This is a genomic window from Streptomyces sp. NPDC008125 (genome assembly GCF_042957125.1).
In the GTDB taxonomy this organism is placed as follows: domain Bacteria; phylum Actinomycetota; class Actinomycetes; order Streptomycetales; family Streptomycetaceae; genus Streptomyces.
This window is the reverse complement of record NZ_JBIBHR010000003.1, coordinates 217,608-231,791: the sequence shown is the minus strand read 5'-3', so window position 1 is coordinate 231,791 and position 14,184 is coordinate 217,608. Positions and strand designations below refer to the sequence as shown.

Sequence of the window (14,184 nt, the reverse complement as noted above, 5' to 3'; positions counted from 1 at the left end):
GCGTACGCGGCGAACGCCCGCCACTGTAATAGTGGCTGTCGTACAGTGGGTCCATGAAGCCGACACGAGCCGGCACCACCGAGAACATCTCCGTGTCCATGCCCACAGAGCTGATCAGTGAGTTGCGATCCCGGACAGGCCGCCGTGGCCTGTCCGGCTACATCACCGAGGCCGTCAGGCATCAGCTCGCCATGGACGGACTCGCGGACATCGTGGCCTCGCACGAAGAGGAGCACGGTGCGCTCACGGAGCAGGAGGTCGAGGACGCCCGGCGGGAGCTCTTCGGGGAAGAGAGCGCACGGACCGCCGGCATGGACGCCGCGTGAAGGAACAGCCGGCCCGGTCCGTGGTGCTGGACTCGCAGGCACTCTCCCTTCTTCTCCGCAACGACCGCAGGATGGCGGCACGCGTCGAAGCCTCCCGGCAGGCCGGGGTGCCCGTCATCGTGTCCGCGCTGACCATCGTCGAAGCCGTCCAGGGCAAGACGGACATGGCCCGGCTGCACTGGCTCCTCTCCCGACTTCGGGTGGAGCCGGTCAGCCAGGAGGACTCCCTGACCGCGGTGGCACTGCTCCGGGACGCGGGCGGACTCCACGGCCACAAATACGCCATCGACGCCCTCGTCGCGGCACTCGCGCTCCGCTCCCCCAGCCCCGCGATCGTGCTGACCTCCGACCGCGACGACTGGTCGAAGCTCTGCGGTGAGCGCGTCCTCATCAGAGACGTGTGACGGCCAGCACAGCGACCTCGGTTCCGGTGAGTCCACGTGGGTGACGTAGGCGGCGGAGGATCGGGGCCCCTCGGGGTGGCCGGTTACCTCACCGCCCTGTTCCCAGGGGGCCGCTTCCGGCGTTGACTCGCCCGGAAGGACGCCGGACCGCACCGGCCCCGGCGTCCGGGCGCCCGCGCCGGACGACGGCGCGGGGCCCGCAGGGACGCTCGGGAAGGGACGCCTGATGAGTTCTGCGCATTCCGCACAGCCGGCCGACGCCATGACCCCGTTCGACGACACCTACGACCAGCCCGACCCGCGCGCGTTCTTCCGGGGGCTGGGTCCCTGGGGCTACCAGACACCGCACCACGCGCAGAGCGTCTTCCGCCGCCTGCTCACCGCCCTCGGCCCCGGGGACGGCGGAGCCGATCCGTCCGCCACCACGGTGCTGGACCTCTGCTGCTCGTACGGCATCAACGCGGCCCTGCTCAACCACCACCTCACCCTGAGCGACCTCTACACCCACTACACGTCCGGCCGGGCCACCGCGTCCACCACCGACGAGCTCGTCGCCTGGGACCAGGAGTTCTACGCCGCCCACCGGCGCCCCGACGCGGTCCGCGTCCTCGGCCTCGACGCCGCCCCCAGCGCCATCGCCTACGCCCGCGCCGTGGGCCTGCTCGACGACGGCTTCGCCGAGAACCTGGAGACCGCGCCCCCGAGCCCGGCCCTGCTGCGCGCCGCGCGGGACGTGCGCCTGATCACCGTCACCGGCGGCGTCAGCTTCCTCTCCCCCCGCACCTTCGGGCCGCTGCTCGGCGCGGCGGACGCCCCGGTGTGGGTGGCCGCGTTCGTCCTGCGTACCGGCAGCTACCGGCCGATCGCCGACTGCCTGGACGCGCACGGCCTGACCACGGAGAAGCACACCGCGCAGACGTACCCGCAACGCCGCTTCACCGGCGAGCAGGAACAGCGGTACGCCGTCGCAGCCACCCTCGCCGCGGGCGAGGACCCGCTCGGCAAGGAGACCGAGGGCTCCTTCCACACCGCGCTGTACGTGTCCCGCCCGGCGGCGGACGCGGAGGGGTGCCCGCTGGGGTCGTTGCTGCATCCGTGACGTGATCCGGGGCGGCCGGGCCGAGGCGTCGTCCGCACGGTGACGTCCGGACCGTGCGGACCGTGCCGTCCCTTCCGGGGCGTGTCCGCATCGAACCGGGGACGGTGTGGAGCGTTCCCCGCCACGGTCGCGGAAAGGCCCGGCGCCGGGAGTGGGTGGACGAGAAATGACCTGCGCAGACAGGGCGAGGGCGGAGTGTTCGACCGGTTCGCGGAGCACGGCGAGGAGCTGTGGGAACGGGGGACGGTCCGGGCCCCGGAACCCCGTACGCCTCCGCCACCGGCCCGGACCTGAGCACCACGGGGCGACGTCCCGCGCGTTCCCGCACCGCACGCCCCCCACCTCACACCCGCCACCACCCCCGCCGGGCGCGGGGATGCGGCACACTGGACGTTTGGCCGCATGGGCGGCCGTACCCCGGAGAAAGGGCCGCAGCGCGTGACCGGACCCCTCATCGTCCAGAGCGACAAGACACTTCTGCTGGAAGTCGACCACGAGCTGGCGGACGCGTGCCGCAGGGTGATCGCACCCTTCGCGGAGCTGGAGCGCGCACCCGAGCACATCCACACCTACCGCGTGACGCCGCTCGGGCTGTGGAACGCCCGCGCCGCCGGGCACGACGCCGAGCAGGTCGTCGACGCGCTCGTGGAGTACTCCCGCTACCCCGTGCCGCACGCACTGCTCGTCGACATCGCCGAGACGATGGCGCGGTACGGCCGTCTCACCCTGTCCAAGCACCCGGTGCACGGTCTCGTGCTGACCAGCACCGATCGGCCGGTCCTCGAAGAGGTGCTGAGGTCGAAGAAGATCACTCCGCTGGTCGGGGCGCGGCTCGACCCGGACACGGTCGCCGTGCACCCCTCGGAGCGCGGGCAGATCAAGCAGACGCTGCTGAAGCTCGGCTGGCCCGCCGAGGACCTCGCCGGGTACGTCGACGGCGAGGCCCATCCGATCGAGCTGGCGCAGGACGGCTGGTCGCTGCGGCCGTACCAGAAGCAGGCCGTCGAGGGGTTCTGGCACGGTGGTTCCGGAGTCGTCGTGCTCCCCTGTGGCGCCGGAAAGACGCTGGTCGGAGCCGGTGCAATGGCGGAGGCGAAGGCCACCACGCTGATTCTGGTCACCAACACCGTCTCGGCCCGCCAGTGGAAGCACGAGCTGATCAAGCGCACCTCGCTGACCGAGGAGGAGATCGGCGAGTACAGCGGCACGCGCAAGGAGATCCGCCCGGTCACCATCGCGACGTACCAGGTGCTCACCACGCGGCGTAAGGGCGTCTACCCGCACCTGGAGCTCTTCGACTCCCGCGACTGGGGCCTGGTGATCTACGACGAGGTGCACCTGCTGCCCGCGCCCGTCTTCAAGTTCACCGCCGACCTCCAGGCCCGCCGCCGGCTCGGCCTCACCGCCACGCTGGTCCGTGAGGACGGGCGTGAGTCGGACGTGTTCTCGCTCATCGGCCCCAAGCGGTTCGACGCCCCGTGGAAGGAGATCGAGGCGCAGGGCTACATCGCGCCCGCCGACTGCGTGGAGGTACGGGTCAACCTCACCGACCACGAGCGGCTCGCGTACGCCACGGCCGAGCCCGAGGAGAAGTACCGCTTCTGCGCGACCACCGTGACCAAGCGGAAGGTCACGGAGGCGCTGGTCCGCAAGCATGCGGGCGAGCAGACCCTCGTCATCGGGCAGTACATCGACCAGCTCGACGAGCTGGGCGAGCACCTGAACGCGCCCGTCATCAAGGGTGAGACGCCGAACTCGCAGCGCGAGAAGCTCTTCGAGGCGTTCCGGCAGGGCGAGATCAACGTCCTGGTCGTGTCGAAGGTCGCGAACTTCTCGATCGACCTGCCGGAGGCCACCGTCGCCATCCAGGTGTCGGGTACGTTCGGCTCCCGCCAGGAGGAGGCGCAGCGGCTCGGCCGGGTGCTGCGGCCGAAGGCGGACGGGCACGAGGCCCGCTTCTACTCGGTGGTCGCCCGCGACACCATCGACCAGGACTTCGCCGCGCACCGGCAGCGGTTCCTGGCCGAGCAGGGGTACGCGTACCGGATCGTGGACGCGGACGAGCTGCTGACGGAGAACACCGGGAACACCGAGAGCACTGAGAGCACCGAGAGCTGAGTGGGGATCGCGGGCGCCCGTGCCCTGGGGGTACGGGCGCCCGCGGCCTTCTTCAGGGCTGGGGGACGAAGAGCAGCATCACGCCCAGCGCGATCATGGCCGGCGGTACGTAGGCGAGCCCGGCGGCGGCCCAGCGCGCTGCGGACCAGCGTGCCGTGGACCAGGAGCGGCGCACCGCCAGGAGCCAGCAGAGGGCGAGCGCGGCCGGGGTCAGGGTGCGGCTGAGCGAGTAGCCGAGGGTCACCACGTCCAGCGGGGCCCGCACGGCGGGGTCACATCCCTCGTCACAGCCGGTGCCGGCGAGCAGGGCGACCCAGAGCAGGCCGACGACCACGGGTGCCAGCTGCGGGAGCAGGGCCGTGGCGGCGGCCGGAACGGACCAGCGGCCACCGGGGAGACGGCGCGGGGCGGGTCCTGCGGGGCGGCGGCCGGGGGGATGGTGACGGGGGCGACGGGAAGGCATGGGACCAGCCCATCGCGGAACCGGAGCCGATAACTCCGGGTTCGTACTCATCCGGGTCCCGTCCCGTACTCACCGGCGCCGTCCGTATGCAACAGGCCCGTCCCGTACTCGTCGGCCCCGACCGTACGCAACAGGCCCGTCCCGTACTCGCCGGCCCCGACCCGTCCTCAACAGGCCCTCCCGCACTCACCGGGCGCGGCGGATGCCGGAGCCGACGGCGTACTCCCCTCGGACGGCGATGTCGAAAGCGGTGGTGACGTACACGCGGACGGCGCGCAGGGCGTCGCCGAGGGGGTGGGACCGAGGGTGACCGGTGGCCGCGGTCGCGCCGTGCGCGGGGCCGGTCCTGCGGGGGTTCAGGATCGCGGTGCTCATGTCTTCCAGGGTGCTCCTGTCACCCGCTCCCGGGCCAGGAACCGTCTGCCCACGGGCACGCACACTCCGTTCACGGGCCGCAAGCCGCCCGTCCGGCCCGGGAGGAATCCGGCTCGCGCGGCCCGGGAGGAATCCGGTTCGCCCGGCCCGGGAAGAATCCGGTTCGCCCGGTCCCCGCAGCGTGGATACAATCGCCGGTCTGCCCCGCCCTCCCGCACCGTGGTACCGGCTCTCCGCACGCCGGCAGCCGGGGGAGTGCCGCCGACCGGACGGAAACCGGCCGACTGCCGTGCGCGCCACCGCGTGCGCGGCCGGTACGCGCGCCCTCGCGCGTATCCCCTCGTGATCGCCCACCGGGACCCGGCCGTGCGCCCTTTCGCGCCGTGCGGCCGTCGCCCTGCGTCGAACTGCCGGAGGCCATACCCGTGTCCGCGCCGCACACCGCAGAAAGTGACACCCCCACCGATCCACCCACCGATCCGCTCGCTCGCGAGCGGGGTCATCTCGCCTCGTCCCGGGCGGCCCTGCGCGTCATGCGCGAGGACGTCCAGGCCCTCGACATCCGCGACGTCACCGCCAACTGGGTGAACGCCGCCGTGCTTCAGGCGCAGATCGACGAGCGCATCAAGGCGCTCGCCGACCTCTCGCACACCCCGCTCTTCTTCGGCCGCCTCGACTTCCAGCACCCCGTCGGCGGCGAGCTGGCCGAGGGCGCGGAGGGCGAGCGGTTCTACATCGGCCGGCGCCACGTCCACGACGCGCACGGCGACCCGATGGTCATCGACTGGCGTGCGCCGGTCTCGCAGTCGTTCTACCAGGCCTCCCGACTCGATCCACAGGACGTGTGGCTCCGCCGCCGCTTCGGTTACACCGGCGGTGAGCTGACCGCGTACGAGGACGAGGACCTCACGGCCCCCGCCGACGCCGCCGGCTCCGGCACCGCCGGCAAACTGCTCCAGGCCGAGATCGAGCGGCCACGCGTCGGCCCGATGCGGGACATCGTCGCGACGATCCAGCCGGAGCAGGACGAGATCGTCCGCAGCGAGCTGGGCGGCACGATCTGCGTGCAGGGAGGCCCTGGTACCGGAAAGACGGCGGTGGGCCTGCACCGTGTCGCGTACCTGCTGTACGCGCACCGGGACCGGCTGGCGCGTACCGGCACGCTCGTCATCGGGCCGAACCGGTCGTTCCTCCACTACATCGAGCAGGTGCTGCCCGCCCTCGGCGAGATGGAGGTGCAGCAGGCGACCGTGGAGGACCTGGTCACCAAGGACGTCGAGGTGCGCGGCACCGACGAGGCGTCCGCGGCGCTGGTGAAGGGCGACGCGCGGATGGCCGAGGTACTGCGGCGGGCGATCCGCTCGCACGTCACCCCGCCCACCGAGGGGATCGTGGTGGTGCGTGGTTCGCGCCGCTGGCGGGTCCCGGCGTACGAGGTGGCGGAGCTGGTCGAGGAGCTGCTCGCCCGCGACATGCGGTACGGCGCGGCCCACGAGGCGCTGCCGCAGCGCATCGCGCACCGGGTGCTGGTGCGGATGGAGGAGGCCGGGGAGGCACCGGACGACCGGGTGCAGAACGCGGTGGCCCGTACGCCCGCCGTGAAGGCGGCGGTGAAGGCGGTCTGGCCCGCCGTCGATCCGGCGAAGCTGGTGCTGCGGCTGCTCTCCGATCCGGAGTTCCTGGCCGCGCACGCGGAGGGGCTGCTCACCGAGGACGAGCAGAAGGCGGTGGTGTGGACGAAACCGGCCCGCAGCGTGAAGTCGGCGAAGTGGTCGACGGCGGACGCGGTGCTGATCGACGAGGCCCGGGATCTGGTGGAGCGCACGCACTCGCTGGGCCATGTGGTGCTCGACGAGGCGCAGGACCTCTCCCCGATGCAGTACCGGGCGGTGGGCCGCCGCTGCTCGACGGGTTCGGCGACCGTACTGGGCGACCTCGCGCAGGGCACGACGCCCTGGTCGACGCGGAGCTGGGCGGACGCGCTCGGGCATCTGGGCAAGCGGGAGGCGCACGTGGAGGAGCTGACGGCGGGCTTCCGTGTGCCGCGCGAGGTGATCGCGTACGCCTCCCGGCTGCTGCCCGCGATCGCTCCCGGCCTCGCGGCCGTCGAGTCGGTGCGTGAGTCGCCCGGTTCGCTGGCGGTCCGTGCGGTGGACGGTGCCGAGGAGCTGGTCGCGGCGGCGGTCAGCGCGTGCGAGGAGGCGCTGGAGCAGGAGGGGTCGATCGGCCTGATCGCCGCCGACGCCCGCGTCCCCGCGCTGGCCGAGGCGCTGGCGGCGGCCGGGCACACCGTGCTGTCGCCCGGCGAGGAGACGAGCGCCGCGTCGCGGCTGACGCTGGTCCCCGCCTCGCTCGCGAAGGGCCTGGAGTACGACTACGTGGTGCTGGACGAGCCGGCGGCCGTGGTCGACGGCGAGCCCGACGAGCGCACCGGGCTGCGCCGGCTGTACGTGGCGCTGACCCGTGCGGTGTCCGGCCTGACGGTCGTGCACGCGGCCCCGCTGCCCCAGGCGCTGGCCGCCTGAGAGGCGGTGGGCGGTGTCCGCGCCGGGTCGGCCCCCGCGTGGAGGGCGGTGTCCACGCCGGGTCGCCCCCGCGTGGAGGGCGGTGTCCACGCCGGGTTCGCTCCGGCGGACACCGCCCACCGGGTGTTACGCGTCGATGGCCTCGCGCCAGGTGCGTACCGCGGCCTCGTCCACCGGGCCGGTCCAGCCGTCCGGGCGGGCGGCGCCGCCGATGTGGAACGCGTCGAGTCCGGCGGCCCGCAGGCTCGGCAGGTGTTCGAGGCGGAGGCCGCCGCCGACCAGGATCTTCGGCTCGTACCCGGGTTCGCGGGAGCGGGCGGCCTCGTCGACCAGGGTCGGCACGCCGTCGTCGACCCCGGTCGCGGCGCCCGCCGTCAGGTAGGTGTCGAGTCCGGGCAGGTCGGCGAGCTGTTTGCGCAGCGAGCCCCGGTCGGCGGCCCGGTCGATCGCGCGGTGGAACGTCCAGGGGCAGCCGTCGAGTTCGGCGACGAGCCGTTCGACGGTGACCAGGTCGGCGTGGCCGTCCGGGTCCAGGAAGCCGAAGACGAACTGATCGGCGCCGGCCTCCCGCAGCTCGCCCAGCCGCCCGAGGAGGCGGTCGACGTCCCCGACGGCGAACCCGTCCTCCTGCCGGAGCATCACGCGCAGCGGGATGTCGACGGCCGCCCGGATGGCGGCGAAGGTCTCCCGGGGCGGGGTGAGGCCGTCGGCGGCCATGTCGGTGACCAGTTCGAGTCGGTCAGCCCCACCGGCCTGGGCCGCGACCGCGTCCTCGGCGTCGAGCGCGATCACCTCCAGGAGTGCGCGCTTGCTCATGTGTCCCCACTTCTCGGGATGACGCCCCTCGGACCGGACCGGCTCGGATCGGATCGGATCGGATGGGACCGGATCGGAGGGGACCGTCAAGAGGTCTAGGCCAATATCCGGGCCAGCCTACGGTCGATCGCGCGGCGGCGCAGCCCTCCGGGGACCTTGCGGGTGACCCTGACCTCGGCAAAGCCCTTGGGTGTGTCACATCCGTACGAACCGCAGCGGGGTCCCCGGGACCGCCTGGGCCGCCGCCGCGAGGGCATGGGCCGGGACGACCCCGACGACCGGGTAGCCGCCAGTCGTCGGGTGGTCGTGCAGGAACACCACCGGACGGCCGTCCGGCGGGACCTGGACCGCGCCGAGCACCATGCCCTCACTGGGAAGTTCGCCGCCGACGGCCCGTTCCAGCGCGGGGCCCTCGGTGCGCAGCCCGACGCGGTTGCTCGCGGCGGAGACGCGGTACGTGGCCGTGGTCAGGGTCCGCAGGGCGTCCTCGGTGAACCAGGCGCGCCGGGGCCCCGGGTGGAGCGGCAGGACGAGCCCGCCGGGCGCGGCGGGGGCCGCCGGCCAGGGTGCGGCACCCGGGAGCGCCGGGGCGGCGGCGGGCGGTTCGCCGAGCGGCAGCGTATCCCCGTCGCCGAGCGGGGGCGGGCCGAGCCCGGAGAGCAGGTCGGCCGAGCGGCTGCCCAGCACCACGTCCGGCTCCAGGCCGCCCGCGAAGGCCAGGTAACTCCGCAGGCCGCTGAGGGCGGGGCCCGCCTCCAGCACCGAGCCCGCCGCCACCCGGACGGGGGTACCCCAGGCCGCGGGGCGGCCGTCGACCGTCACCCGGCAGGCGGCGCCGCCGACCACCGCGACCACGGTCCGGTCGGGGCGGACCGCGCAGCCGGTGACCGTGGTCTCCAGTACGGCGGCGGTGGCGTGGTTGCCCACCAGCCGGTTGGCGAGCCGGTGCGCGGGCGCGTCCAGCGCCCCGGCCCGGGGGACGCCGAGGTGCGCCCAGCCGGTACGCCCGGCGTCCTGGACGGTGGTCAGCGCGCCGGCGCGCACCACCCGCAGCAACCCGCTCATGCCCGCTCGCCTCGGCTTTCGGGTTCCGCCGGCACGAAGCGCACCCGTGCCCCCGGGACCAGCAGGGCTGCCGGGTCGCGGGCCGGGTCCCAGAGCCGGGCCGGGTCCGGCATCCGGCCGATCAGCTGCCAGCCGCCGGGCGAGACACGCGGGTAGACGCCGGTGTACGGCCCGGCCAGCGCGAGCGCCCCCGCCGGGACCCGGGTGCGCGGGGTCGCGCGCCGGGGTACGTGCAGGCGCTCGGGCAGTCCGGTGAGGTACCCGAACCCGGGGGCGAACCCGCAGAACGCGACGCGGAACGCCGTAGCGGAGTGCACGGTGGCCACTTCCCCGGGCGGTACGCCCCAGAGTGCGGCGACCTCGTCGAGATCCGGGCCGTCGTAGACCACCGGGATCTCCACGGCGGGGCCGTCCGCGCGGCGCAGCGGCTCCACGGTCCACCCGGCCAGCTCGTGCGCGAGGCGGGTCACCTCCCCGGACGAACCGCCGATCCCGTCGAGCAGGACCGTACGCGCACCGGGCACGACCTCGCGGACCGGCGGCAGTTCGCCCCGGTCACGACGGCGCAGCACCTCGGCGTGGAAGGCCTCGGCGGCCTCCCCGGTGTCCAGTTCGACCAGGAGCCCGTCCCGCCCGGCCGGCAGCACCCGCGCACGCCCGGCCCCCGGCTCGGTGCCGCCCGCGCTCCCCGCGCCGCCCACACTCCCCGCGCCGCCCGCGCTTCCCGTGCCGTTCACGCTTCCCGTGCCGCCCACGCTTCCCGTGCCGCCCACGCTTCTCGTACCGCCCGCGCTTCCCGTACCGCCCGCGCTTCCCGTGCCGTTCACGCTTCCCGTGCCGCCCACGCTTCCCGTGCCGCCCGCGCTTCCCGTGCCGCTCACGCGAACGCCCGTACGTCGACGTCCGCTTCTTCGAGCGCGGCGCGCACCCGCCGGGCGAGCGCCGCCGCGCCGGGGGTGTCGCCGTGCAGGCAGAGGGAGCGGGCGGCGACGGGGACGGTACCGCCGTCGGCGGCGACGACCGTGCGGTCCACCGTCATCCGGACCGCGCGACGTACGACCTCGTCGGGGTCCTCCACCACCGCGCCCGCCTCGCCGCGCGGCACCAGGGTGCCCTGCGGGGTGTACGCGCGGTCCGCGAACGCCTCCTCCACGGCCACCAGTCGGGCCTCACGGGCGTGGGCGAGCAGCCGGGAGCCGGGCAGGCCGAGGACGGGGAGGCTGCCGCCGGCCAGCAGCACCCCCTCGATCACGGCGTGCGCCTGCGCGTCGTCGTGGACCGCGCGGTTGTAGAGCGCGCCGTGCGGTTTGACGTACGCGACGCGGGAGCCCGCCGCCTCGGCGAAGACCCGCAACGCGCCGATCTGGTAGGCGATTTCGGCGGTCAGCTCGGCCGCCGGGACGTCCATCGAGCGGCGCCCGAAGCCCGCCAGGTCCCGGTAGGAGACCTGCGCCCCGATCGTCACGCCCCGGGCCGCCGCGCCCTCGCAGACGCGGCGCATCACCGCCGGGTCGCCCGCGTGGAAGCCGCAGGCCACGTTGGCGCTGGTGACGCAGGAGAGCAGCGCGTCGTCGTCGGTGAGCGTCCAACGGCCGAAGCCTTCGCCGAGATCGGCGTTGAGGTCCATGGTGGTGGTCACGTGGAGCACGCTAGCGCGCCCCGCCGCCCCCGTACCGGGTCGGACGAACGCCCTCAGGACTCTCGTCGATCGCCGTCGTCCGCCGTCGTCCGTCGGCGTCCGCCGTCATCCGCCGTCATCCGCCGTCGGCGAGGAGTTCGGTCACCAGGCGGTCGAGGTCGAGGTGACGCCCCTCCTCGCCCGGGGGCACCACCCGGGCGGTCCGTTCCAGGAACGCGGTGACCGCCGGGGCGGCGATGTCCATCACGGCGGAGCCCGCCGGTGAGCGGACGACGATCCGCACCACGTCGCCCGGGCACCCCCGGCGGGGGCTGACCAGGATGCTTCCGGTACCTGCCGGGCGGATCGTTCCCTCCGACAGCAGGCCGCGCGCGAAGACCCAGTCGACGGTGCTGGTCGGCATGGTCCCGAGCGCGAGGCTCACGGCATAGGGGTCGGACCTCTCGTAGCGCAGTTCGGCGGGCAACGACACCGGGGGTTCGTCCGCGACGTGGACGTGGGCGACCACCTCGTGCGCGACCGAGGCCCCGGCGGTGCTGAAAGACGGGTGAGTCATGTCGGGTCCGTTCGTCGGGTTCGTCCTTCCGCTGTCTGACAGCGCTCCTGGCGAGACGTTAGGGCGACGACCGGCCGGCAGTTGCCGGGAAGCGAACGAGGTGTGGTCCGCGAGAGCACGGTGACGGGTTCGCCGGGCCACCCGCCGCCCGCGCCGCGTACGGCACCGGAAGGCAACTGACGGTGCGCCAGGAGAACAGCCGGGCGTGTCCCTCCCTCCTAGGTTGCGGAGGGGACGTACGCCCGGTGCGTCCGGACGCCGGCGGACACCGGCCTCCGAGATCAGAGGAAGAACCAACGATGACGACACCCGTGAAACGCAAGCGCGCCCGCCTCCTCGGCGTGGTGGCCCTGGCCGTTCTCGCCGCCACCGCCGCGGGCCCGGCCGCCGCTTCCGGCTCTCCCGCCCCCCGGGCGCGCTTCGTGGCGCATCTGGACATGGCGGACGGCCAGCGGCCGGAGAACATCACCCTGGAGCCCGACGGCAGCGCCGACGTCACCTTCGCCTTCAGCCGCCAGATCGCCCGCATCGCCCCCGACGGCCGGGTGCGTGTCCTCGCCACCCTGCCGGCACCCCCGGCGGGCGCCACGACTCCCGCACTGACGCAGCCGTTCCTCGGCGGCGTCGTCCGCGCGGACGACGGGACGCTGTACTTCCTCTACGCGACCGGCAGCAGCGACCTGACCGGCCTGTGGCGCCTGCGCCCCGGCGGCACGGCGCGGCGCATCGCCGCGCTCCCGGCCGACAGCCTGCCCAACGGACTGGCCCTCGACGACCGCGGCGGCTTCCTGTACGCCGCCGATTCCGTCCTGGGCACGGTGTGGCGGGTGCACGCGGCCGGCGGTACGCCCACCCGTTGGGCGAAGGCCGCCGAGCTGGACGCCTCCGGGTTCCTGGGGGCGAACGGCATCAAGATCCACAACGGCGCGGCCTGGGTGACCAACCTGGACCGGGGCACCGTCCTGCGCATCCCGATCACCCGGCGGGGCACGGCCGGAGCGGTCGAGACCCGGGCCACCGGACTGGTGAACATCGACGACATCGCGTTCACCGGCCACGGCGACACCCTGCTGGCCGCGGTCAACGCGGACAACACGGTCGCCCTGGTGCGGCGGAACGGCACGCACACCACCGTGCTGACCGGCGCCGACGGTCTGCAGAACCCCACCTCGCTGGCGGTACGGGGCACCACGGCGTACGTCGCGAGCGGCGCGTACACCACCAACGAGGACCCGAACCTCCTCGCCGTCCGCCTTCCGGCCGCCGGGTAGGTACCGGCCAATCCCCGGCCCCGCGCCCGCCCGCACACGGGACGCGCGAAGTCCGCCCGGCACCGAGGGGTTCCGGTGCCGGGCGGACGGGGCGGCCGGACGGAGTGGCCGGACCCGGGCCCGACGGACCCGGGTCCGTCGGGCCTACAGGCCGTCGGTGAAGAGGAGGTGGTTGGGGGTACCCGGGCTGACGCCCGTCAGGACGTTCCGGGTGGACACCTCGTCGATCCACGTGGCGACTTCGGCGGGGGCGGCGTCGGGGTGGGCCTGCTTGTAGAGGACGGCGAGGCCGGTGACGTGGGGCGCCGCCATGGACGTGCCGTTCAGGGAGACCGATCCGCCGCCGAGCCGGGCCGAGACGATGTCCTGGCCCGGGGCGTAGAGCTCGACGCAGTCGCCCCAGTTGGAGAAGGAGGCCTGCACGTCGGAGCGGTTGGAGGCCGCGACGGTCAGTGCCCCGTCGGCGGAGGCGGGCGAGACGTCGCAGGCGTCCTTGGCGTCGTTGCCGGCCGCGAGGACGGGCAGGACCCCCGAGGCGGCGAGGGCGGTCGTGGCGCGGTTGACCGTCTGCGACATGCCGCCGCCCAGGGAGCCGTTGAGGACGGCGGGCTGCACGGCGTTCCGGGCGACCCAGTCCAGGGCCGCGATCAGCCCCGAGTTGGAGCCGGAACCGTCGCAACCCAGGACCCGGACGCTGACCAGGTTCGCCTCGCGGGCGACACCGTACGTACTGCCCGCGACGGTTCCCGCGACGTGCGTGCCGTGGCCGTGGCAGTCCGCGCCGCGGCGGCCGTCGCTCACCGCGTCGAAGCCGAAGGAGGCACGGCTGCCACCGGCTCCGCCGAACTCGGAGTGCTCGTAGTCGATGCCGGAGTCGAGGATGTAGGCGGTGACCCCGGCGCCGTTGCCGCCGGTGGTGAAGTCGCCGTCGAGCGGGAGGTTCCGCTGGTCGATGCGGTCCAGTCCCCAGGTGGAGGCCGGTACGAGGCCGGCGGCGGCACCCTGGGTGTTCGCGGCCCGGGAGGCGGGGACGGGGCTGTAGGCGGGGACCGCTTCCGACACGGGGACGGAGTTCTTCGCGTCCTCCTCCACCGACGTCACGCCGGGCGTGTCGCGGAGGGTGGTCAGCTGGGCCGGGGTGAGGGGGACGGCGAAGCCGTTGAGCGCCTTGCTGTACGTGAAGGTGGGCGCCAGGCCCAGCGACTTCACGGTCCTGGCCGCGTCCACGAGCGGGTCGAGGGTGACGATGTACCGGCCGGGGATCGGGTCCCCCGCGCGGATCAGCGGCGCGGGTTCCGGGTTCGGCGGAGTGGGGGCGGAAGCCGCACTGGTGGCGAGGGGGCCCGCGAGGGCCAGGGCGAATGCGGACGCGAGTACGAGCGCGTGGCGAGTGTGCACGGGCCGAGACGATCATGTGAGAAGTCCCCGGCCAACGACCCGTCCCGGAGGTTTGCCGCACATCGGAAGCGTTTGCGCAATGCGCTCCCCCGTTCGGGCCCCCGGCCGGAGCCCTCACGGCACAGCTCA

At 74.0% G+C, this 14,184-nt stretch carries 14 protein-coding genes; 6 read left to right on the top strand and 8 right to left on the bottom strand.

Going from position 1 to position 14,184, the window contains the following annotated elements; all coding sequences use genetic code 11:
- The first annotated feature begins 53 nt into the window (after window positions 1-53).
- The 4 genes from ACFZAX_RS06330 (at window position 54) to ACFZAX_RS06315 (ending at window position 3,947) form a co-directional block, all read left to right on the top strand.
- Window positions 54-326, top strand: a complete 273-nt coding sequence (locus ACFZAX_RS06330; protein ID WP_390959627.1) for a hypothetical protein — start codon at window positions 54-56, stop codon at window positions 324-326.
- A complete protein-coding gene (locus ACFZAX_RS06325; RefSeq protein WP_390959625.1) occupies window positions 323-730 on the top strand; it encodes a PIN domain-containing protein in 408 nt (135 codons plus the stop codon). The genes ACFZAX_RS06330 and ACFZAX_RS06325 overlap by 4 nt, the downstream gene beginning before the upstream one ends.
- A gap of 226 nt (window positions 731-956) precedes the next feature.
- Entirely contained in the window at window positions 957-1,829 is an 873-nt protein-coding gene (locus ACFZAX_RS06320) for a hypothetical protein (RefSeq protein ID WP_390959623.1), read from the top strand.
- A gap of 438 nt (window positions 1,830-2,267) precedes the next feature.
- On the top strand, window positions 2,268-3,947 hold the full coding sequence (locus ACFZAX_RS06315; protein WP_390959621.1) for a DNA repair helicase XPB: 1,680 nt from the start codon (window positions 2,268-2,270) through the stop codon (window positions 3,945-3,947).
- Between the two features lie 52 nt (window positions 3,948-3,999).
- On the opposite strand, the gene ACFZAX_RS06310 is transcribed toward ACFZAX_RS06315, so the two are convergent.
- A complete protein-coding gene (locus ACFZAX_RS06310) occupies window positions 4,000-4,410 on the bottom strand; it encodes a hypothetical protein (protein WP_390959619.1) in 411 nt (136 codons plus the stop codon).
- Between the two features lie 186 nt (window positions 4,411-4,596).
- Window positions 4,597-4,785 (bottom strand): hypothetical protein, encoded by a 189-nt coding sequence (locus ACFZAX_RS06305; RefSeq protein WP_390959618.1) that lies wholly within the window; start codon window positions 4,783-4,785, stop codon window positions 4,597-4,599.
- 425 nt (window positions 4,786-5,210) lie between these two features.
- On the opposite strand from ACFZAX_RS06305, the gene ACFZAX_RS06300 reads away from it, so the two are divergent.
- Complete coding sequence (locus ACFZAX_RS06300) at window positions 5,211-7,310, top strand: UvrD-helicase domain-containing protein (RefSeq protein ID WP_390959616.1); 2,100 nt, start codon at window positions 5,211-5,213, stop codon at window positions 7,308-7,310.
- Window positions 7,311-7,436: 126 nt separating this feature from the next.
- Here the strand turns inward: ACFZAX_RS06300 and ACFZAX_RS06295 are convergent, their stop codons facing one another.
- From ACFZAX_RS06295 to ACFZAX_RS06275, 5 genes are all read right to left on the bottom strand, one after another.
- Entirely contained in the window at window positions 7,437-8,126 is a 690-nt protein-coding gene (locus tag ACFZAX_RS06295; RefSeq protein ID WP_390959614.1) for a copper homeostasis protein CutC, read from the bottom strand.
- 195 nt (window positions 8,127-8,321) lie between these two features.
- Window positions 8,322-9,191: a 5-oxoprolinase/urea amidolyase family protein gene (locus ACFZAX_RS06290; protein ID WP_390959612.1), complete on the bottom strand. Its 870-nt coding sequence runs from the start codon at window positions 9,189-9,191 to the stop codon at window positions 8,322-8,324.
- Complete coding sequence (locus ACFZAX_RS06285) at window positions 9,188-9,892, bottom strand: carboxyltransferase domain-containing protein (protein ID WP_390960070.1); 705 nt, start codon at window positions 9,890-9,892, stop codon at window positions 9,188-9,190. Before ACFZAX_RS06285 ends, ACFZAX_RS06290 begins: the two co-directional genes overlap by 4 nt.
- Before the next feature lie 176 nt (window positions 9,893-10,068).
- Window positions 10,069-10,818: a 5-oxoprolinase subunit PxpA gene (locus tag ACFZAX_RS06280; RefSeq protein ID WP_390960069.1), complete on the bottom strand. Its 750-nt coding sequence runs from the start codon at window positions 10,816-10,818 to the stop codon at window positions 10,069-10,071.
- A gap of 127 nt (window positions 10,819-10,945) precedes the next feature.
- Window positions 10,946-11,386, bottom strand: a complete 441-nt coding sequence (locus ACFZAX_RS06275; RefSeq protein WP_390959611.1) for an SsgA family sporulation/cell division regulator — start codon at window positions 11,384-11,386, stop codon at window positions 10,946-10,948.
- Window positions 11,387-11,685: 299 nt separating this feature from the next.
- On the opposite strand from ACFZAX_RS06275, the gene ACFZAX_RS06270 reads away from it, so the two are divergent.
- Entirely contained in the window at window positions 11,686-12,657 is a 972-nt protein-coding gene (locus ACFZAX_RS06270) for a hypothetical protein (protein WP_390959609.1), read from the top strand.
- Between the two features lie 144 nt (window positions 12,658-12,801).
- On the opposite strand, the gene ACFZAX_RS06265 is transcribed toward ACFZAX_RS06270, so the two are convergent.
- The gene (locus tag ACFZAX_RS06265; RefSeq protein WP_390959608.1) at window positions 12,802-14,055 is read right to left on the bottom strand and encodes a S8 family serine peptidase; all 1,254 of its coding nucleotides are present in this window, start codon (window positions 14,053-14,055) and stop codon (window positions 12,802-12,804) included.
- Between the last annotated feature and the right edge of the window lie 129 nt (window positions 14,056-14,184).

Coding starts and splice junctions, on each gene's coding strand:
- ACFZAX_RS06330 (WP_390959627.1), top strand. CDS start 54: ATGAAGCCGACACGAGCCGGCACCACCGAGAACATCTCCGTGTCCATG.
- ACFZAX_RS06320 (WP_390959623.1), top strand. CDS start 957: ATGAGTTCTGCGCATTCCGCACAGCCGGCCGACGCCATGACCCCGTTC.
- ACFZAX_RS06310 (WP_390959619.1), bottom strand. CDS start 4,410: ATGCCTTCCCGTCGCCCCCGTCACCATCCCCCCGGCCGCCGCCCCGCA.
- ACFZAX_RS06305 (WP_390959618.1), bottom strand. CDS start 4,785: ATGAGCACCGCGATCCTGAACCCCCGCAGGACCGGCCCCGCGCACGGC.
- ACFZAX_RS06295 (WP_390959614.1), bottom strand. CDS start 8,126: ATGAGCAAGCGCGCACTCCTGGAGGTGATCGCGCTCGACGCCGAGGAC.
- ACFZAX_RS06290 (WP_390959612.1), bottom strand. CDS start 9,191: ATGAGCGGGTTGCTGCGGGTGGTGCGCGCCGGCGCGCTGACCACCGTC.
- ACFZAX_RS06280 (WP_390960069.1), bottom strand. CDS start 10,818: ATGGACCTCAACGCCGATCTCGGCGAAGGCTTCGGCCGTTGGACGCTC.
- ACFZAX_RS06275 (WP_390959611.1), bottom strand. CDS start 11,386: ATGACTCACCCGTCTTTCAGCACCGCCGGGGCCTCGGTCGCGCACGAG.
- ACFZAX_RS06270 (WP_390959609.1), top strand. CDS start 11,686: ATGACGACACCCGTGAAACGCAAGCGCGCCCGCCTCCTCGGCGTGGTG.